15 protein-coding genes are annotated in these 20,634 nt (G+C 66.5%); 8 read left to right on the forward strand and 7 right to left on the reverse strand.

Annotation, left to right across the window (positions count from 1 at the left end; genetic code table 11):
* On the reverse strand, positions 1–1,401 hold a 1,401-nt coding region (gene norR / locus AC07X4_RS20970), incomplete at its 3' end, for a nitric oxide reductase transcriptional regulator NorR (RefSeq protein ID WP_494741182.1).
* A 238-nt stretch (positions 1,402–1,639) separates the two neighbouring features.
* On the opposite strand from norR, the gene AC07X4_RS20975 reads away from it, so the two are divergent.
* On the forward strand, positions 1,640–3,925 hold the full coding sequence (locus tag AC07X4_RS20975; RefSeq protein ID WP_494741183.1) for a nitric-oxide reductase large subunit: 2,286 nt from the start codon (positions 1,640–1,642) through the stop codon (positions 3,923–3,925).
* 77 nt (positions 3,926–4,002) lie between these two features.
* On the forward strand, positions 4,003–4,431 hold the full coding sequence (locus AC07X4_RS20980) for a hemerythrin domain-containing protein (protein WP_494741184.1): 429 nt from the start codon (positions 4,003–4,005) through the stop codon (positions 4,429–4,431).
* Positions 4,432–4,901: 470 nt separating this feature from the next.
* On the opposite strand, the gene AC07X4_RS20985 is transcribed toward AC07X4_RS20980, so the two are convergent.
* Together AC07X4_RS20985 and recQ are read right to left on the reverse strand one after the other, a co-directional pair.
* On the reverse strand, positions 4,902–5,753 hold the full coding sequence (locus AC07X4_RS20985; RefSeq protein ID WP_494741185.1) for a hypothetical protein: 852 nt from the start codon (positions 5,751–5,753) through the stop codon (positions 4,902–4,904).
* A 132-nt stretch (positions 5,754–5,885) separates the two neighbouring features.
* Positions 5,886–7,745, reverse strand: coding sequence for a DNA helicase RecQ (recQ, locus tag AC07X4_RS20990; protein WP_494741195.1), 1,860 nt, complete (start codon positions 7,743–7,745; stop codon positions 5,886–5,888).
* 185 nt (positions 7,746–7,930) lie between these two features.
* Between recQ and AC07X4_RS20995 the strand changes: the two genes are divergently transcribed.
* The 5 genes from AC07X4_RS20995 (at position 7,931) to AC07X4_RS21015 (ending at position 13,772) form a co-directional block, all read left to right on the forward strand.
* Positions 7,931–8,995 (forward strand): homocysteine S-methyltransferase family protein, encoded by a 1,065-nt coding sequence (locus AC07X4_RS20995; protein ID WP_494741186.1) that lies wholly within the window; start codon positions 7,931–7,933, stop codon positions 8,993–8,995.
* A 177-nt stretch (positions 8,996–9,172) separates the two neighbouring features.
* Positions 9,173–10,120, forward strand: a complete 948-nt coding sequence (ttcA, locus tag AC07X4_RS21000; protein ID WP_494741187.1) for a tRNA 2-thiocytidine(32) synthetase TtcA — start codon at positions 9,173–9,175, stop codon at positions 10,118–10,120.
* 36 nt (positions 10,121–10,156) lie between these two features.
* On the forward strand, positions 10,157–11,596 hold the full coding sequence (trhP, locus tag AC07X4_RS21005; RefSeq protein WP_494741188.1) for a prephenate-dependent tRNA uridine(34) hydroxylase TrhP: 1,440 nt from the start codon (positions 10,157–10,159) through the stop codon (positions 11,594–11,596).
* 21 nt (positions 11,597–11,617) lie between these two features.
* Complete coding sequence (locus tag AC07X4_RS21010) at positions 11,618–12,994, forward strand: SH3 domain-containing protein (RefSeq protein ID WP_494741189.1); 1,377 nt, start codon at positions 11,618–11,620, stop codon at positions 12,992–12,994.
* Positions 12,995–13,061: 67 nt separating this feature from the next.
* The gene (locus tag AC07X4_RS21015; RefSeq protein WP_494741190.1) at positions 13,062–13,772 is read left to right on the forward strand and encodes a hypothetical protein; all 711 of its coding nucleotides are present in this window, start codon (positions 13,062–13,064) and stop codon (positions 13,770–13,772) included.
* 64 nt (positions 13,773–13,836) lie between these two features.
* Here AC07X4_RS21015 and AC07X4_RS21020 read toward each other — a convergent pair whose 3' ends face one another.
* Entirely contained in the window at positions 13,837–14,481 is a 645-nt protein-coding gene (locus AC07X4_RS21020; RefSeq protein WP_494741191.1) for a DUF8692 domain-containing protein, read from the reverse strand.
* A gap of 207 nt (positions 14,482–14,688) precedes the next feature.
* On the opposite strand from AC07X4_RS21020, the gene AC07X4_RS21025 reads away from it, so the two are divergent.
* Positions 14,689–15,819, forward strand: coding sequence for a hypothetical protein (locus AC07X4_RS21025; protein WP_494741192.1), 1,131 nt, complete (start codon positions 14,689–14,691; stop codon positions 15,817–15,819).
* A gap of 19 nt (positions 15,820–15,838) precedes the next feature.
* Here AC07X4_RS21025 and AC07X4_RS21030 read toward each other — a convergent pair whose 3' ends face one another.
* The 3 genes from AC07X4_RS21030 to AC07X4_RS21040 form a co-directional block, all read right to left on the reverse strand.
* Complete coding sequence (locus tag AC07X4_RS21030; RefSeq protein WP_494741193.1) at positions 15,839–17,356, reverse strand: MFS transporter; 1,518 nt, start codon at positions 17,354–17,356, stop codon at positions 15,839–15,841.
* Between the two features lie 8 nt (positions 17,357–17,364).
* Positions 17,365–19,053, reverse strand: coding sequence for a class I adenylate-forming enzyme family protein (locus AC07X4_RS21035; protein WP_494741194.1), 1,689 nt, complete (start codon positions 19,051–19,053; stop codon positions 17,365–17,367).
* 295 nt (positions 19,054–19,348) lie between these two features.
* Positions 19,349–20,614 carry a Glu/Leu/Phe/Val family dehydrogenase gene (locus AC07X4_RS21040; RefSeq protein WP_494741196.1) on the reverse strand — a complete coding sequence of 422 codons (1,266 nt, stop codon included), beginning with the start codon at positions 20,612–20,614 and terminating at the stop codon, positions 19,349–19,351.
* Between the last annotated feature and the right edge of the window lie 20 nt (positions 20,615–20,634).

Genomic DNA, 20,634 nt, shown 5'->3' on the forward strand with positions numbered 1-20,634 from the left:
GGGGGGGGGGGGCGGGGGGCCCACCGCGGGGGCACCGGCATCCAGGGCGGCGGGGGCCACGCTGGCGGCTTCGGCGTCCAGGTCGAGCAGCGCGGGCTCCAGCGTCACGATGTCGGCGCGGCTCACGCCCCGGCTCAGGGCCTTGAGCGCCGCGCGGCTGACCACATGCTCCAGCTCGCGGATGTTGCCGGGCCAGGGGTAGCGGCGCAGTGCCGCCTGTGCCGAGGTGGACAGCCGCAGGCTGCGCAGGCCCAGGCGCGCGCGGTTGAGTTCAAGGAAGCGGCCCGCAATCAGCAGCACATCGTTGCCCCGTTCGCGCAGCGGCGGGATGGGCACGGGGTACACCGACAGCCGGTGGTACAGGTCGGCGCGGAAAGCGCCGTCGCGCACCTGGTCGCGCAGGTTGCGGTTGGTGGCGGCGATCACGCGCACGTCCACGCGGCGCGGTCGGTCGGCGCCCAGGCGCTGGATCTCGCCGTTCTGCAGCGTGCGCAGCAGCTTCGCCTGCACGGCCAGCGGCAGCTCGCCCACCTCATCAAGGAACAGCGTGCCGCCCTCGGCCGCCTCGAAGCGCCCCGGCCGGTCGGCCACTGCGCCGGAGAACGCACCGCGCACATGGCCAAACAGCTCGCTCTCGGCCAGCGACTCCGGCAGCGCCGCGCAGTTCACGTGCACCAGCGGGCGGGTAGCGCGCGTGGACTGGCGGTGCAGCAGGCGTGCAAACAGCTCCTTGCCCACACCAGTTTCGCCCAGCAACAACACGGGCAGGTCCGAGCCCGCCACCACCTCCAGCTCGTGCAGCAGGCGCAACAAGGGTTCGCTCTGGCCAACGATCTCCATGTCGCCATCGCCCGCGCGGGTGGTGCGCTCGTCGTCGGGGCTGCGGGTGTGGGGGGCGCTGCGCAGCGCCTGCACCTCGCGCTCCAGCCGCGAGATGCGCACGGCCGCCTCCACCAGCACCTTGCAGTCGGCCAGCGCGGCGCGTGCGGCCTCGCCGAAGGTGCCGGTCTGCAGCGCGTCGAGCGTCAGCACCCCCCAGGGCTGGCCGTCCACCCACAGGCTCACCCCCATGCAGTCGTGCACGGGCAGGGGCTCGCCCACCAGGGTGTCGAGCAGGCCGTCGTAGGGGTCGGGCAGGGTGCTGTCGTGGTCGAAGCAGGTCACCTCGCGCCGCGCCAGGATGGCCGCGAGCCGGGGGTGCTGGCTGACCACAAAGCGCCGGCCCAGCGCCTCGCGCACCAGTCCCTCCACGGCCACGGGGCGCAGGTGGTCTTCTTCCAGCTGCAGCAGGGCCACGGCGCCGCAGTGAAAGCGGGTGCGCAGGTGGTCCACCAGCCGCTGCAGGCGCACAGCCTGGGGCAGGTCGGTGGCTAGGTCGGCCAGCAGGGGGCTATGGTCCATGGTGATATTTACCTTCAACGGGTGAATTAAACCCCATTTGAGAAGGGTCAGAAAAACCATGACCGGTGTAAGTGGTTGATTTTATAGGCCTGCAGCCCTGGCCCGGCGCTTGCGATGTGGGCAGTGACACCGATTCACTCGTTCCAAAAAGCCATGACCACAAGACCCCGACCCCACGCCGCCAGCGCACGCTGGCGCCGCCCCTTCGTTGTTGTTCTGTTGAAGCAGGAGGCCCGCCATGGGTAACTACCGCAAGCTCTGGTTCACGCTGATCGGCGTGCTCATCGTCACCTTCAGCCTGCTGGGCTACTACGGCGCCGAGGTCTACCGCACCGCGCCGCCCATCCCCGCGAAGATCGCCACGGCAGGGGGCGAAGTGCTTTTCACCCACGACAGCATCCTCGACGGACAGACCGCGTGGCAGTCGGTGGGGGGCATGCAGCTGGGTTCCATCTGGGGCCACGGCGCCTACCAGGCACCCGACTGGACGGCCGACTGGCTGCACCGCGAGCTGCTCAACTGGCTTGACGTCGCCGCTGAGCGTGCGCACGGCAAGCCCTTTGCCGAGCTGGACGCCGCCGCCCAGGCCGTGCTGCGCGACCGCATGAAGACCGAGTACCGCACCAACACCTACAGCCCCGAGACGGGCGTGGCCACGGTGTCCTCGGTGCGGGCCGACGCGATCGCGATGACCGCGCTGTACTACGACCAGCTTTTCAGCGACGTGCCTGCGCTGCACAAGACCCGCGAGCACTTCGCCATGAAGGAGAACACCCTGCCCAGCGCCGAGCGGCGCGCGCAGATGACGGGTTTCTTCTTCTGGACGGCCTGGGCCGCCGCCACCGAGCGCCCCGGCACCACGGCCACGTACACCAACAACTGGCCGCACGAGCCGCTCATAGGCAACCAACCCACCGCAGAGAACATGGTCTGGTCGGTGATGAGCGTGGTCGTGATGATGGCGGGCGTGGGCTTCCTCGTGTGGGGCTGGTCTTTCCTGCGCAAGCATGACGAGGTGGAGCCCACGCCACCCCAGCACGACCCGCTCTCGCGCGTGCCGCTCACGCCGTCGCAGCGCGGGCTGGGCAAGTATTTGTTCCTCATCGTGGCGCTGTTCAGCTTCCAGGTGCTGCTGGGCGGCTTCACGGCCCACTACACGGTGGAAGGCCAGCAGTTCTATGGCATCAACGTGTCACAGTGGTTCCCGTATTCGCTGGTGCGCACCTGGCACATCCAGAGCGCGCTGTTCTGGATCGCCACGGGCTTCCTGGCTGCCGGCCTGTTCCTCGCGCCGCTCATCAATGGGGGCAAGGACCCGGCCTACCAGAAGCTCGGTGTGGACATCCTGTTCTGGGCGCTGGTTGTGGTGGTGGTGGGCTCGTTCGTCGGCAACTACCTGGCCATCGCGCAGATCATGCCGCCCGAGTGGAACTTCTGGCTGGGCCACCAGGGCTATGAGTACGTGGACCTGGGCCGCCTGTGGCAGATCGGCAAGTTCACCGGCATCGCCTTCTGGCTGGTGCTCATGCTGCGCGGCATCGTGCCGGCGCTGCGCACCCCCGGCGGCGACAAGAACCTGCTGGCGCTGCTGACGGCGTCGGTGGTGGCCATCGGCCTCTTCTACGGCGCGGGCTTCTTCTACGGCGAACGCACCCACCTGTCGGTGATGGAGTACTGGCGCTGGTGGGTGGTGCACCTGTGGGTGGAGGGCTTCTTCGAAGTCTTCGCCACCACGGCGCTGGCCTTCATCTTCTCGACGCTGGGGCTCGTGTCGGTGCGCATGGCCACCACGGCCAGCGTGGCCTCGGCCTCGTTGTTCATGCTGGGTGGTGTGCCCGGCACCTTCCACCACCTGTACTTTGCAGGCACCACCACGCCGGTGATGGCGGTGGGCGCAGCCTTCAGCGCGCTCGAAGTGGTGCCGCTGGTCGTGCTGGGCCACGAGGCCTGGGAACACTGGCGGCTGCAGCACCGCACGCCCTGGATGGCCCGCCTGCGCTGGCCGCTGATGTGCTTCGTGGCCGTGGCCTTCTGGAACATGCTGGGCGCGGGTGTCTTCGGCTTCATGATCAACCCGCCCATCTCGCTGTACTACGTGCAGGGCCTGAACACCACGCCGGTGCATGCCCACGCCGCGCTGTTCGGGGTGTATGGCTTCCTGGCGCTGGGCTTCACGCTGCTGGTGCTGCGCTACATCCGGCCGCAGCTGGTGTTCAGTGAGCGGCTCATGACGACGGGCTTCTGGTGGCTCAATGCCGGCCTGGTGCTGATGATCGCCACCAGCCTGCTGCCCATCGGCTTGTTCCAGTTCCACGCCAGCGTGAGCGAAGGCCTGTGGTACGCCCGGGGTGAGGCCTTCATGCAGCAGCCTTTCATCCAGACGCTGCGCTGGGTGCGCACCTTCGGCGACGTGGTCTTCATTGTCGGCGCGCTGGCCATGGCCTGGCAGGTGGTGAGCGGCGTGTTTGGCTCGCGGGCCCCTGCTGCCAACGCTGGCGCCTACCTCGCGGATACCCGCCGCTGATACGCCACCGACCTGCGCCGCGCGCCACCCCCCTCGGCGGCAGCGCAGGTCCTTCGTTCATCCCACAAGGACTTTCCATGAACCTCGAAAAATTCAAGCACCAGCACACCGACATCCTGCGCAGCATCGCCACCTTGCGCGCCCTGGCCCACGCAGGCGTGGAGGCCAACGCCACGGCCATCGCCCAGGGCATTGTGGCGATGAGCGGCACCATCAAGCTGCACCTGGCCGTGGAAGACCAGGTGCTGTATCCCGCGCTGCAGCGCGGCGGCAATGTGGAACTGGCGCGCTTGGGCCGCCAGTACCAGAGCGAGATGTCCTCGATTGCCAGCGCCAACGACGCCTTCGCGCGCCGCTGGAACACGGCCGAGAACGTGCGCCGCGATGCGCAGGACTTCCGCAATGAGGCTAACGTGGTGCTGCGCCGGGTGTTCGAGCGCATGCAGCGCGAAGACCATGACTTCTATCCCCGCATCGAGGAGGAAGAAACCGCCGCCTGCCATTGAGCTGCAGCTCTTCTACCCCACCGCAGCCAAAGCATGCACGTGAACCATCGGTAAGTCCTGCACGGATCTTCCTTGCGCCGGTCTGTACACGGCTTTCTTTCCTTGCTTGCCGCGCAAGCCACGTTCGGTCGAACTGCCCACAGGGCTGGTTAGGTGGGTTGCAGCCGATAGGTTCGGCGCTGCTCCACATCTGGCCCCACAACCCCACTAAGACGCCATCCTGGGGGTGGGGTGTGAATTGCGGTTGCGGGTATTCCGACAGCAGGTGGCGCGCAGCCGCGCGGTGCGATTTGGCCAATGCGCAATCTGCTGACGCGACCCCAGGCGCTACAGGCATGCTGGGACCACCCCAGAGCACCCTGTGCAGTCACTCCATCAAAGGCGGACAGATGGGACTAATAATTGGTCCCCTTTTCACTTTGCAGGCAATAGAGTCGTGGCCGGGCTATATTGCCGTGCGCCAATCGGGCTTATTTGAGAGAACCGCCAGTCGCAATGTTCTCCATGTGAAGCCGAAGCGCAGGATGTTCAATCGCAGGCTGTTGCTCGTCCGATTTGTAGACGAGGCCCGTGCCTACGCCCTGCGGAGTTGTCAGTCTTCGGATAGACAGGAGCTGTTGAGTTCCGGTACCTGAGCGCTGGGAATAGCCTTCGCCTTCATTCACGCTGTAGGCGAACACATAGGATCTTTGCAATTGGCCTTGCGCATTGATCTTGATACACAGCACGTTTCCAGCCAATCCACCAGAGGTTTGGTGTTCGCACCCGAAAAGTCCGTCCGAGGTTGCGACTAGGCCATTTCCGGTGGAGGTAGGGCCCAAGTTGCTGGTCAGCTGCACGGCATCCGCGATAAGCCCCTCCGAGCCCAAAGAGGTCAAGGCCCAGATTCCCACAAGGCTGGATGCTGCAAAGGCATATCCGAAATTGAACCGGGAGATGGCTTTCTCGGATTCACCCGGGAGAGTGATGTAGCCCGTGGCTCCGCTGGTGAAACGGAACCGTACCGTGCCAACGGTTCCCGCCTCTTTCCCTGACAGCGGGCCGCTGCCCAGGTAGCGCCCCCCGGTGTAACGAATCAAGGGCGCTGCGACCTGATCATTCGCTATCTTGCCTGTTGCCAAATAGAAGGTGGGTTGTCCGCTGCTTTCGTAGGCATACATCTGCATCACGAACGTGTCGTTCTGCACGTCAATCGCCAGCCCCCGCCCTGGCTTGCCATCCAGTTCAGAGCTCACGACCCAGGTCCCTGCTTGTGGTGCAAATGCTTGCGCCAGGCCCGCTCCCGATAGCAATACGACAGCTATCAATTTCTTGGAATGCATCCCTCTCTCCCTCTCTTGAATACAGCAGTGGTGGTTAGACAATCCAACTGAATGTATCCCTTTTCAGCGGCCGCACAGCAAACTAAATTGCCAGCAGATTCAGGGGGACACGCGTCGCAGATGTGACAGAAATCAGCGTCCTTCCACCACCCTCAGCACCTCCGCCCCATACGCCTCCAGCTTCTTCGCCCCCATGCCGCTGATGCCTTGCAAGTCATCCAGCGACCCTGGGTTGCGCTCGGCAATCGCAGCCAGTGTGGCGTCGTGAAAGATCACATACGCGGGCAGGTTGTGCTCGCGTGCCACTTCGGCGCGCCAGGCCTTGAGGTTGATGAAGCGCACCTGTGCGTCGGGTCCCAGATTGGCGGCAGCGGCTGGCGGTGCGCTGCCCTTGCGGGTGCGCTTGGCGGGGGCGGACGACACCGATTCGCGCAGCTGCACCGGCACCTCGCCCTTGAGCACGGCGCGCGAGCCCTCGGTGAGGCACAGGGTGTCAAAGCTGTGGCCGCTGTCCAGCATCACCTTCTGCAGGCCCAGCGCGCCCGTGGCGATCAGCTGGCGCAGCACGCCGCGCAGCTGGGGCTCGGTCAGGTCTGCGCCAATGCCGAAGGTGGAGATTTTTTCGTGCCCGAACTGCGCGACCTTCTCGGTCTTCTTGCCGCGCAGGATGTCCATGATGTGCCCCGTGCCAAAACTGATGCCGCTGGCCTGGTTCACACGGTAGATGGTGGACAGCAGCTTGCGGGCGGCATCGGTCGCATCCCACACGGCGGGCGGGCTGATGCAGTTGTCGCAGTTACCGCACGGCGTGGACTGCTCGCCAAAGTAGGCCAGCAGCCGCACGCGGCGGCAGTCGGTGGCCTCGGCCAGCGCCAGCAGCGCGTCGAGCTTGCCGCGCAGCGCCTGCTTGAACTCCTCGCCCGCGGGGCTCTCGTCGATCATGCGGCGCTGGTTGACCACGTCGTTCAGGCCATAGGCCATCCAGGCATCGGCGTTCAGGCCGTCGCGGCCCGCGCGGCCGGTCTCCTGGTAGTAGCCCTCGATGTTCTTGGGCATGTCCACGTGGGCCACAAAGCGCACGTCGGGCTTGTCGATGCCCATGCCAAAAGCGATGGTGGCCACCATCACGATGCCCTCCTCGCGCAGAAAGCGGTCCTGGTTCTTCTGTCGCACCTTGGTGTCCAGCCCCGCGTGGTAGGGCAGGGCGGTGATGCCCGCGTCGCTCAGGGTGGACGCCAGCTCCTCCACGCGCTTGCGCGACTGGCAATACACCACGCCCGCCTCGCCCGCGTGCTCGCGCTCGATGAAGCGCAGCAGCTGGGTGGTGGCGTCCTTCTTCTCGACGATGGTGTAGCGGATGTTGGGCCGGTCGAAGCTGCTGATGAACAGCCGCGCGTCTTCCAGCTGAAGCCGCTCGATGATGTCGGCGCGTGTGAGGTCGTCGGCCGTGGCCGTGAGCGCAATGCGTGGCACGCCCGCATAGCGCTCGTGCAGCACCGTGAGCGCGCGGTATTCGGGGCGAAAGTCGTGGCCCCACTGGCTCACGCAGTGTGCCTCGTCGATGGCAAACAGCGAGAGGTGACCGCCTTCGTACAGGCTATCGAGCAGGCCCAGAAAACGCGGCGTATTCAGCCGCTCGGGCGCGGCGTACAGCAGGGTGATGTCGCCAGTCTGCAGGCGCAGCTCCACATCCTGCGCCTCGTCAAAACTCAGCGTAGAGTTCAAAAAGGCCGCATCCACCCCCGCCTCGTGCAGTGCCCCCACCTGGTCGTGCATCAGCGCGATCAGCGGAGAGACCACGATGGTCACCCCGCGCCCCTGCCGCTGGCGCACGATGGCCGGCACCTGGTAACACAGGCTCTTGCCGCCGCCGGTGGGCATGAGCACCAGCGCGTCGCCACCGGCGATCACATGCTCAACGATGGCCTGCTGCGGGCCGCGAAACTGCTCGTAGCCAAAAACGTCCTGCAAAACGGCATGGGCAGGGGACAGCGCGGGAGACGGGCGAGAGGACAAGCGGATACTCTGAAATGGATAGCTGCAAGCGCATATAAATCAAGCGCTTGGTGCCGATAAGGCCAGTATTTTCTGGCGCGCCAGGGCTTGGCCCTGAGCGCGGCAGGCGCATATTGTGCGCTGCAAGGGCGCAGGGGCCGCACTTTCTACAATAGGGGCCTATGCAAGCCCTCCACTACACGCGCGCTGCGCAACTGCCCGACATCCTCGCCCAACGCATCGTCATCCTCGACGGCGCCATGGGCACCATGATCCAGCGCTTCAAGCTGGGCGAGGCGCAGTACCGGGGCGAGGGCTACACGGGGCCGGATGGCGCGGGGGACCGGTTCAAGGACTTTGCCTACGACGTGAAGGGCAACAACGAGCTGCTCAGCATCACCCGGCCCGACGTGATTCGCGATATCCACGAGCGCTATCTGGCGGCTGGCGCCGACCTCATCGAGACCAACACCTTCGGCGCAACCACCGTGGCGCAGGAGGACTACCACATGGCCGAGCTGGCGCGCGAGATGAACCTGCGCTCGGCCCAGCTGGCGCGCGCGGCTTGCGACAAATACAGCACGCCCGACAAGCCCCGCTTCGTGGCCGGCGCCCTCGGCCCCACGCCCAAGACGGCCAGCATCAGCCCCGATGTGAACGACCCCGGCGCCCGCAACATCGACTTTGAGCAGCTGCGCGCTGCCTACTACGAGCAGACCGAGGCGCTGATCGAGGGCGGCGCCGATGTGCTGCTGGTCGAGACCATCTTCGACACACTCAACGCCAAGGCCGCGCTGTTCGCTATCGACGAGTTCTTTGAAAAAAGCGGCGAGCGCCTGCCGCTCATCATCAGCGGCACCGTCACCGATGCCTCGGGCCGCATCCTCTCCGGCCAGACCGTGACCGCCTTCTGGCACAGCGTGCGCCACTCGCGCCCGCTGGCCATTGGCCTGAACTGCGCCCTGGGTGCCACGCTGATGCGCCCCTACATCCAGGAGCTGAACCGGGTGGCCGAGGACACCTTCATCAGCTGCTATCCCAACGCCGGCCTGCCCAACCCCATGAGCGACACCGGCTTTGACGAAACGCCTGAGATCACCAGCCGCCTGGTGCACGAGTTTGCGGCCGAGGGGCTGGTCAACATCCTGGGCGGCTGCTGCGGCACCACGCCAGACCACATTGGCGCCATTGCCAAGGCGGTGGCCGATGTGCCCACTCGCAAGATGTTCTACCCCGCAGAAGCCTGAATTTGAGTCGAATTGGCTGCTAGCGTCTGTTCCATATGCGCTGGTAGCTATAAAAATAGTAGTCAATGCCGTACCAGCGCAGTGCGGCAGCCCATTGCAAGGCGCCGCTGGGTGCGGCAACCTTGCAATCCCCCCTTCATTGCGCCTTCCCGTTTCGCCGTCTGGTCCGTCTATTCCATGCTTGATACCGCCACCCCGCCCGCCTCTTCCTTTGTGGAGGGCGACGACGCTGCCGCAGCGGCTGCCAAAGCCGCCGCCCACGCCGCGCTCAAGCTCGAAAAGCGCCTGGTGCGCCAGGTGGCCCAGGCCATCACCGACTTTGGTCTGATCGAAGACGGCGACAAGGTCATGGTCTGCGTCTCGGGTGGCAAGGACAGCTACGCCATGCTGGACGTGCTGTGTTTGCTGCAGCAGCGCAACGGCAACAGGTTCGAGCTGATCGCCGTCAACCTCGACCAGAAGCAGCCGGGTTTTCCGGCCCATGTGCTGCCCGAGTATTTGACGAAGGTGGGTGTGCCCTTCCACATCGAAACGCAGGACACCTACAGCGTCGTCAAGGAGCACATCCCCGAAGGCAAGACCATGTGCAGCCTGTGCAGCCGCCTGCGCCGGGGCATCCTGTACCGCGTGGCCGACGAGCTGGGGTGCACCAAGATCGCGTTGGGCCACCACCGCGACGACATGCTGCAGACCTTCTTTCTCAACATGTTCTTCGGCGGCAAGCTCAAGGGCATGCCGCCCAAGGTGCAGAGCGACCGGGGCGACCACCTCATCATCCGCCCGCTGGCCTACGTGGCCGAGGACGACCTCACGCGCTGGGCCGAGCACCGCCAGTTCCCCATCATCCCCTGCACCCTGTGCGGCAGCCAGGAGAACCTGCAGCGCAAGCAGATCGGCCAGATGCTGCGCGACTGGCAGCAGCTCTACCCCGGCCGCATCGAGAACATGGCCGTCGCGCTGCGCAACCTGGTGCCCTCGCACTTCATGGACCCGCGCCAGTTTGACTTCAAGGGCCTGGTGCCCAATGGCGTGCAGGACGCCGATGGCGACAAGGCGTTTGATGCCGAAGAGTTTCCAGCACAGGCCGTGGGCATGCTGGGCGGTCTGCCCCTGATGCCCCGCTGAACCCGACCCCCGACGATTTTTAGATTGGGCCACCCCATGACCACGCTCAAAGCCCCCGAACTCCTCCTGCCTGCTGGCTCGCTCGACAAGATGCGCGCCGCCTACGACTTTGGCGCCGACGCCGTGTACGCAGGCCAGCCGCGCTACAGCCTGCGTGCGCGCAACAACGAGTTCCGCCTGGAGCAGATCAAGCAGGGCATTGACGAGGCCCATGCACGCGGCAAGAAGTTCTTTGTGACGAGCAACCTGATTGCGCACAACGACAAGATCCGCACCTACCTGCGCGACATCGAGCCCGTGATCGACTGCCAGCCCGATGCCCTCATCATGGCCGACGCGGGCCTGATCATGATGGTCAAGGAAAAGTGGCCCGAGCAGGTGGTGCACCTCTCGGTGCAGGCCAACACCACCAACTGGGCGGCCGTGAAGTTCTGGCAAAAGATGGGCGTGGAGCGCGTCATCCTCTCGCGCGAATTGAGCCTGGACGAGATCGAGAAAATCCGCCAGGAATGCCCTGACATGGAGCTGGAAGTGTTCGTGCACGGCGCGCTGTGCATTGCGTACTCGGGCCGCTGCTTGCTCAGCGGCTACTTCAACCACCGCGACCCCAACCAGGGCACCTGCACCAACGCCTGCCGCTGGAACTACGCCACGCACGACTCGGACATCGACCCCACCACGGGCGAGGCCATCGCGCAAAAGATGGAAGGTGACTTCAACTTCGAGGCCGCGCAGCAGAAGGCCGAACAGTCCTTTGCATCGACCACCGGCAACGGCGAGCGCCACCCCAAGGCCGACAAGGTCTACCTGATCGAAGAAGCGGGCCGCCCTGGGCAGATGATGCCCATCATGGAAGACGAGCACGGCACGTACATCATGAACAGCAAGGACCTGCGCGCGGTGGAGCACGTGGCGCGCCTGGCGCAGATCGGCGTCGATTCGCTCAAGATCGAAGGCCGCACCAAGAGCCTGTACTACGTGGCCCGCACCGCCCAGGTGTACCGCCGCGCCATCGACGACGCCGTGGCGGGCCGCCCCTTCAACCCCGAGCTGCTGATCGAGCTGGAAGGCCTGTCCAACCGGGGCTACACCGGCGGCCTGCTGGAGCGCCGCCCCAGCAACGATTACCAGAACTACCTCAGCGGCCACTCGGCCACGCAGCGCAGCCAGTATGTGGGCGAGGTGCTGGGTGCCGAAGGACAGGCCGAAGTGAGCCTGTCAGGAGATTGGGTACAGGTCGAAACCAAGAACCACTTTGCCGTGGGCGACCTGGTCGAGGTCGTGCACCCCAGCGGCAACACTACGGTGCGCCTGCAAGAGATGCGCAATGTCGAAGGCCAGCCCGTGCAGGTCGCCCAGGGCAGCCCGGTGCGCGTGTGGATCCCGCTGCCCGGGCGCTACAGCGGCGCGCTGCTGGCGCGGGTGATTGAATCGCAACCGCCTGCTGAAGCGGCAGAGCCTGCATTGGCGGTGTAACTCTTTTGCAGGGGCTGGAGCATGAAGACCTTGGTGCACGCCACACGGCCTCGCCACTGGACCATGGCTGCTTTGCTGGGCGCAGTTCTCGTAGGCCCGGTCAATGCCCAGACGTCGGCTGTGGCGCCCGCCAAGCAGCGTTATGTGCAGGGCTCCTGGGTCAACCTGCGCGATGCTGCCCAGTCGCAGGCGCGCATCGTGGCCCAGGTACCCGCCAACACCGTGCTGCAGCAGATCACCGAGCGCGACGGCTGGTGCGCCGTGCTCTACACGGGCGATGCGCGCCTGGGCCCGCCGTTGCCTGAGCCCCTGCAAGCCCATGTGGCCTGCAACCTGCTGGCCGACCAGCCCCTCACCCTGGCCCAGGCGGGCAAGGAGGCCGCCCGCGCCTTCTGGGTGGCGCCGTCGGCCAACCGCATGCGGGCCTACGGCAACGCCCTGCCGCGCCCCGCTGCATTGCAGTTGCCCGCGTTGGCTCAAAGCCACACGCCCCGGATGCCCGTGCAGTACCCCCTGCGCCCCGAATGGGAGGCTGCCAAAAAGCTCATGCGCGGCGGCGTGTTGCTGCGGCCCGAGCAGGAGATCGACCGGGGCCGCCCCGTCAACCCGCTGGACAACTTGAAGCTGGCCACCCGCGCCGTGGACCATATCCCGGCCGTGGCGCCCCTGGCATCCGCCCCCACGCTGCCTGCCATTGCCCCGTCGTACTTCCGCAGCCACACCAGCGTGGCCCTGCTGCACGAGACCGAGGCCGACGGCATCGCGGCCGTGGCGGGCAGCCGCATTGCCGTGGAGTCCACCGCTGTGCCTTATGGCAGCTTCAACCGCCACAGCGGACCCGAGATCGAGTTCGTGACGGGCTTCTGGGACGTGGGCGGTGCCGATCTGGCCTTTGCCCCGGCGCTCACGCTGTACACGATCACGCACCAGGGCCTGGTGGGCGCCCGTACCATGGGGCGGCGGTATTGGGACATCAGCAATGCAGACCACTATTGCGGCGGCCACTACCCGGGCAAGGGCTTTGACGACCCGCGCAACGACGAGACCACTGCCGTGCGCGGCTATGCCAAGGTGTCAGAGTCGGCCGACGTGCTGGTGCGCCTGGTGGTGCCCGGCAGGCTGCCGCCCGATGCGGTGAAGGTGCGCTCCAGGCGCTATGCCACCAGCTGGATGATGCCCGCCGACCCGCCCTACCGGCCCCAGCCCGAGCGCAAGAAAACAGCGGTGACGGTGCACGAGATCGACCTGGACCGCGACGGCGTGGCGGACATCCTGCGCATCGACACCCCCTCGCCGGGCGGCATGAGCTTTGAGCCCATTTTTGAATGGCGCTGGTACCTCAATATCAACGGCCAGTGGTTTCCAGCGGGGTATTGGGTGGATCAGGAGTGCACGTGAGGGGAGGCTGCTGGACAACGTTCGGCTGGGAGCAGCAGTCGGCGAGCCAGTGTCACCGTCCAATTCAATGCTTGAATGTTATTTTTCTCTTCAATTGAAGTTTGCCGCGCACTATGCGGTGAAAGCGGCGGTTCCAATTGACGTGGCCATTGACCGTTGTACTAACCTGCGACGCAGGCTGAACCTTTGGGGCAACGCCGGCGAGACTCAATGGCATCGCTTCTTGGCCAGAGTTCAAAGCACAGGCAGTGACCATGCTGCCCAACTCGCCTTGTGCGCCGAGTACCAGTGGCCCCACTCCTACCCCGAACTCGAACGGTCGTTTGGCTGCTTCTCGTACGACCCGCCCGATGCCACCGGTACCTTGCGCATCCACTTTCTACCGCCAGGTGGACTCAATTCCAGTCCATTGGCCGTTGAGAACGTCGGCGCGAGGATGTCAGACCTGCGAGACTTGTTTGCACATGTTCAGCGAAGTGCGCCAATGGCTACAACAGTGCGTGGCGTTTCGTGGCTCTACAACCTTCACGCCTACAGGCGGCTCTTTCCTCTGGCCTATAGCGCATCAGTGCAAGCCGTGCGGTTTCCATTGCATTTGAATGGGAGTTCAACTTGGGGCCAGGTCTTGAACTGGCGACAGGAAGTGAAAGCGGCTGTGCGGGATCAATTGTTGGCTCGCCTTGATGACATGAGCGTTAAAACTCCCTGGGAGATTTTTCCGCTCCAGGCCAAGGTCGCCACGAGCCCGATTGATGTGTTTTATGAGCAGTTCAGCTGAGTACTGCTGAACGTCGGGCATGGCTCTCATCCGTCTGCCAGCGGATCTGCACGGCGCCTCCCTCTTATCGCTGCCCTGGCTGACGCAGCAACGCCCCCAGTACCAGCGCCTCGGCCACCACTTCCAGCCCTTCTTCCAGCGTGGCCAGCAGGGCGGGCAGCTCGGGCAGGCGGGGCCAGTGCGCTTGCACTTCGGGCCATTGGTCCACACCAATCGCCAGCCAGCCCACAGCCAGGCCCGCCCACAGCAGCGCGCGGGTGCCGGGGTGCCACAAGGCGCGGTGCAGCCAGGCCATGGTGAGCAGGCCCACCACCGCCACGGCGAGCATGGGGGCTTCGCGCACGGGGGCCCAGCGGCAGGCGTCTGTCCATTCATGGCAGCGAAATTTCCACAGCTCGTGCAGCATGAACTGCTCGTCCAGCGCCAGCACAAAAAACGCAAGCGCCAGCCAGGCACCCAGCCGACGGGGCAGGGCGCGGTCCCCCACCATCCGCAGGGCCGTGATGCTGAGCGCCAGCAGCAGCGCACTCGACAGCCACGACACCGGCGAGCCGTCCGAGCGGAAGGCGCGCTCCCACTGCGGCGCATACATCCACCCACTGAACAGCAGGAAGCCCAGCACGGCCATCAGCAGTGCAGGCGCAACCCCGGTGTGGGGCGTGGGGTGGCGATCAACAAGGCGCGAGCGGGCGGTGGTGTGCGGGGGCATGGCGGGGAGGTGGCTGTGTACTGAGAGGCAAGGCGGCGGGCGGTGGAACCGGATTGTGGGCAAAAAGTGCCGGTAGCGCCGGAATTTATTGCACCTTTTGCTATGTAGTTGATAGCTGATGCGGGCAACAGGTTTGCCCGCACCGTGGCCTGTTCACGCTGGACGAATCACTACAGAATCGGGCATCCATTCCCCAGGCAACCCGGCATGACCCTCCCGATCGATCCGTCCCGCACGGCACTGCCGCCCGTGGCCCAGTTCCTGGCCGAGGCGGCGCTGCAGCGGCAGACGGCGTTGCTGGGGCTGGACAAGCCCAAAGCCGCCACACCCCCGGTACCCGCCGCACCCTCGCCGTTGCCCATTGCAGACCCCAGCGCGCCGCCGCCCTCGGTCACATCACCCAGTCCGCCCGGCGGGCCGCTGCCTACACCGGCGGACCAGGCCAGCATCTCGCCCCAGGCGCGCGAACAGTTGGCGGCGGGCTTCGACCCGCGCCGGGCGGGCGGGGCCGATGGCCGATTGCAGGGCGCAAGGGGTGAGGGGGCTGCGCGGGCCTCGCCAACGGGGGCATCGGCGCTGCCGCGTGGCGCAACCCCGGGTACGTCTGGCAATGTCGCGGCGTCCGCTGCCTCCGCCACAAGTGGCACGGCCTGGCCTGCGTCGGGCCTCAGCGCACCGCTGCTGCGGATGGTGAGTGCCCTGGTGGCACAGGTCACCGCCCAGGCCGGAGTGCCGCAACGTGTGGTGGCCGCGCAGCCCTGGCCCATCGGCATGGCGCAGGCGCTGGAGAGCGGGGCGCTGGATGCCGACCAGCCGCCGCTGCAAACCTGGCTGGTGCGCCAGGGCGTGGTGTCGACGCCTGAGGGGCCGCGCGGGCTGGCGCTCACCTTGCGTGCCCCGGTGCCGTGGCTGGCGGCCCAGGCGTCACCTGCCGCTGCGGGCACTGCGGGTGGCGCGCTGCAGGTGCCTTTTGCGGGCGGCGGCCAGGCGTTGCAATCGGGGGTGTTGGCCTTGGTGTTGCAGGGCATGGATGCTGTCGCGCCGCGCACCAGCGCGCTGCTGGTGCTGGACCTGCAGCCCCAACTGGCCGCCACCGTGTATGGCCGCGACATGCTGCAGCAGGCCACAGGGCGTCTTGACCCTTGGACCCAGATGGCCGTGCTGCAGGCCAGCGGCCAGGTGCCCCGCGAGGACGCGCGGGCGCGCAACGGGGAATCGGGCCTGTGCGAGACCGTGGGCTGCCCGTATGCAGCGCGCGCTGAGTGTGCGCAGCCCTTCTGTCTGGCGCTGCGCGGCGTGTTGCCGCCCGAACCCGTCGGACCAGCGCCGTCTGCCTGAGGGCGCTCCCGGATGTTCTCTAACGACTGTGTGCGAAGTCGTGCCCGCCACCGGGCAGGTTGCGTGAGGGCTCCCACGCAGGGCGGGTGGTGTGTTCGCTCTGGCGCACAGGGGTTGCGGCCACTGCTGCCGCACTGGCCGTCTCCGCCGGGGCGGCAGCGCCCACGCTGCGCACCAGGTCTGCATGGCGGGCGCGGGTGATGGGGTAGGCCATCAGCAGTGGAATGGCCAGCACCAGGCACAGCGCCGGCAGCAGTCCCGTCATGGCTGTGATGCCCTGCAGCGCCTGGGCCGACTGGGCCACGTTGGGCACATAGCCGGTCAGCTCCAGCATGCCGGCCACCAGCACCGTGGCCAGGGTGCGAGCCAGCTTGTCGACCAGGCCGTACAGGCCGTAGTACATGCCGGTCTGGCGCTCGCCCGCCTGCATGTGGCCGTGGTCGATGGTGTCGGGCACCATGGCAAACGGCACGATCCAGTGCGCGCCCATGCCAATGCCCACCACCACCAGGATGCCCGTCACCAGGGCCTGCTGGCCTGGGCCCACCCAGTACAGCGCTAGCAGCCCCGCACAGCAGAACACCAGCCCGAGGATGTAGGCCCGGTTTTTCTCCCAGCGGTCCACCACGCGCTTCCAGACGAACAGCGAGACGCCCACCACCGCGAGCAGGATGCCCATGAAGCGTGGCAGATCGCCCTTGTCGCCCTGCAGCTGGTAGATGACGAAATAAGCGAGCGAGGCCTGCACCAGCGTGAGGCCCAGCCGCACCAGCCCGGCTGCGCTCACCAGCATCACAAACGGGCGGTTGCGCAGCGTGGCCAGCAGGGTGCTGCGCACCGACGCCCAGCCGGGTGTGGCTGCTGGAGGGTTTGGTGCGGCAGGCGATAAGTCGCCGGTGGTGGCGGGCTCGCGCACGCGCCAGGCCACCACGGCCACAGCGACCCCAGCGGCCAGCCCGAAACAGGCGCCTGCCAGTGCGTAGCCCGTGCGTGCATCGGGCGCGGCCCGCACCAGCAGGGGCATGAACACGCTGCCCGCAAAAAACCCCAGCAGGGCACCCATGGATGCAAAAGCCGTGAGGCTGGTGCGCTCGTCGTAGTCCTGCGTCATGTTGGCGGCCATGGCCTGGTAGGGTAGCTGCACCAGCGTCATCACGGTGTCGAACAAGGTGTAGGTGACGGCGATCCACACAAACGCTGCCCAGGGGCTCAGGCCTGGCGGCACCATCCACACGGCGGCAGCCACCACGGCCAGGGGCAGGGCGCCGTAGATCAGGTACACGCGGTGGCGGCCGTGGCGCGAGCGCGTGCGGTCGGTCAGCCAGCCAAACAGCGGGTCGTTGATGGTGTCCCACACCTTGCCCACCAGCAGCGCCGCACCGGCCACGGCCGGAGGCACCAGGGCCACGTCGGTGTAGAAGATCATGAGCAGGAAGCTCATGGCCGCAATCAGCATTTGCAGGCCGACGTTGCCCACGGCGTAGCCGAGCTTGGTGCCCAGGCTCAGCCGGATGTGTGGGGTGTGCTGCATGTTCATGGGGGCTGTCATGGGTGCGCGGATGCCATTGCTTCGGCCCGGGCAGCCATCGCCATCGAGCCCGCCACAGGCTCTGCGCCTTCAGTGTGCGCCGCGCTGCTGCGCGGCGGCATGGCCTCCAGCATCAGGCGCACCTCGCGCCGCAGCATCTTGTTGAGGAAGCTGCGCGGAATCTCGGTGACCAGGCGCACATCGTCGGGCCGCATCTCGGGCGGCAGGTGTTGCACCAGGAACTCCGCCAGGTCGTGCTCCAGGGCCTGGGTGCCTCGGTCGTTGCGCCAGCTCTGCCGCAGGCTGGCCACCAGCACGGCGGCGGTGCCATGCTGCACCAGGCAGGCCTCTTTGACGGCCGGGTGGCAGTGCGCCACTTCCTCGATCTCGCGCGGGTTGAGTGCCTGGCCGTGGCGCACCACGCGGTCGGCGCTGCGGCCCAGCACATGCAGGTAGCCCGCAGCATCGAAATAGCCCAGGTCGCCCATCACCACCCAGCCGTCGCGCAGGGTTTCGCTGGTCTTTTCCGGGTCCAGCCAGTAGCCATCAAACCGCACCGGCGTCTGCACGGTGATCAGGCCCATCTGGCCCAGCGGCAGCGGCGCAAACTGCTCGTCGCGGATGACCACGTCCACGCCCGGCATCACGCGGCCCACGGTGGAGAGGATGTCGTTGCCCAGCGGGTTGCCTTGCGCGTCCACATGCTCGTGGGGCAGCAGCCAGGTGATGGGGGGCAGGGCCTCCAGGCAGCCGTAGCCCTGCTGGAAGATGGGCCCGAAGCGGCGGATGGCCTCGGCGATCTTGGGCGCGGGCATCATCTCCGAGCCGTAGGGCACATGGGTCAGCGACGACAGGTCGTACTGGCCCAGCGTGGGCTCGTCCAGCAGGTCGATGATGGCCGAGGGCGAAAGGAAAGCGCGCGACACGCGGTGCTTCTGGATCAGCCCAGCCAGCGTGGTGGCGCGGAAGTCCTCGGGCATCACCAGCGCCGCACCCGCCAGCAGCGTGGGCAGCACCAGGCCCGAGCCCGGGCCGGTGAGCGGCAGGCCCAGCATGTTCACGTCCGGTCCGTTGGCGGGCGGCTTGAAGTCGATGGCGCGCGAGATCAACCGCACGCTGTCCAGGTATTTGCGGTTGCTGTAACCAATGGACTTGGGCAGGCCCGTGGTGCCTGAGGTCATGTGCAGCGCGAACACATCGTCCTCGTGCACGTCGGCCGTTCCCGCAGAGGGGGTCTGCTGCGCCAGGGCGCGCTCGTATTCATCCCCCAGCGCCAGCACGCGCAAGCCGGGCAACTGCTCGCGCACGGCCTGCAGGATGGGCGCGCTCAGCAGCGGGTCATGGATGAAGACGGTGGGCTTGACGCGGCCCATGGTCGTGAGCGCTGCCTCGGCCGGCAGGTGCTTGTGAAAGCTGGCAAAGATGGTGCCGTTCTCGAACGTGGCCAGGCGGGTTTCGTACTGCTCACCGGTCTCGGGCAGCCAGGTGAAGACCACATCGCCTTTCTTCACGCCCTGGGCCTGCATCCAGGCCTGCAGGCGGTACACGCGATCCTGCAACTGCGCATAGGTGAGGGTGCCGCGCCGGTCGATGAGCGCGGGTTTGTGGGGATTCAGGCGGTACGCCAGACGGGCCACGGAGCGCGCGGTGCGCAGGCGGCTGAGCAGAAAGCGCGCCAGCAGGCTGCGCAGGGATGGAAGGGCCACCAGAATCTCCCGAAGACGGCGTGAGTGCGAAGTCCAGGCAGTTTTTCACGCAAGGTCCGGTGGAAAGATCACCATTTGTATGTGTGCGTATCTTTTGGTTTCTGCGGCGGCTGCGCGGTCGTTCTGGGGCCTTGAACGGCCGTTGCGCGCGCTTGCTGCGTCGCCACGGCGCAACAGCCACGGTGGCTGCGCAAGGCCTGGGCAAAGAAAAACCGCCAGGGCTGGATCGCAGCGGCTGGCGGTGGTGTGACGGCCCGTCCCGGGTAAGGGGCGGGCCGGTGGGGCGGGCGAGGGCTTATGGATACAGGCCGCGCATTTCGCGGGCGTGCAGGATGCGCTGGCAGGCCACGATGAAAGTGGCAGTGCGCAGGCTCACCTTGTGCTCTTGCGCCACTTGCCAGATGCCCGCAAAGGCCTCTTGCATGATGCGCACCAGGCGGGCGTTGATCTCGTCCTCGCTCCAGAAGAAGCTGGAAAAATCCTGCACCCACTCAAAGTAGCTCACCGTCACGCCGCCGGCGTTGGCGATCACATCGGGCAGCACCAGCACGCCCTTGTCGTGCAGGATGTCGTCGGCCTCGGTGGTCGTGGGGCCGTTGGCGCCTTCGATCACGAGCTTGGCCTTGATCTGGCCCGCGTTGTCCTTGGTGATCTGCCCTTCCAGCGCGGCAGGGATCAGGATCTCGCAATCCACGCCCCAGAACTCTTCGGCCTTCATCACATCGGCGCCCGCAAAGCCGCCCACGCCACCACGGGTCTTCACATGCGCCAGCAGGGCGGGCACATCCACGCCCTTGCTGTTGAAGATGGTGCCGGTGTGGTCTTGCACCGCCACCACCTTGGCACCCGCTTCGGCAAACAGCTTGGCGGCAATGCCGCCCACGTTGCCAAAGCCCTGCACGGCCACGCGGGCACCGTCGAGCGCCAGGCCGGTCAGCTTGGCGGCTTCCACGCCCACGGTGAACACGCCACGGCCGGTGGCTTCCACACGGCCCAGCGAGCCACCCAGGTCCACGGGCTTGCCGGTGACCACGCCGGTGGCGGTGGCGCCCACGTTCATGGAATAGGTGTCCATCATCCAGGCCATGATCTGGCCGTTGGTGTTCACGTCGGGTGCGGGGATGTCCTTGGACGGGCCGATCAGCAGGCCGATTTCGCTGGTGTAGCGGCGCGTCAGGCGCTCCAGCTCACCCATCGACAGCTTCTTGGGGTCCACGCGGATACCGCCCTTGGCACCGCCGTAGGGCACGTTCACCGCCGCGTTCTTCACCGACATCCAGGCCGACAGGGCCATCACTTCCGACAACGTCACGTCCTGGTGAAAACGCACGCCGCCCTTGCCGGGGCCGCGGCTCAGGTTGTGTTGCACGCGGTAGCCTTCGTAGTGGGCGATGGTGCCGTTGTCCAGCTCGATCGGCACGTCCACGATCAGGATGCGTTTGGGACGCTTGAGCGTTTCCACCCAACGCGCCAGGCTGCCCAGGTAAGGGGTGACGCGGTCCACCTGCTGCAGGTAGTTGCCCCAGGGGCCGAGGTGGTCGGCCTGCAGGTACGAGGGCAGGGGGTGGGATTGTGCGGCGG

The sequence above is a fragment of the Acidovorax sp. GW460-11-11-14-LB4 genome, from assembly GCF_059423685.1.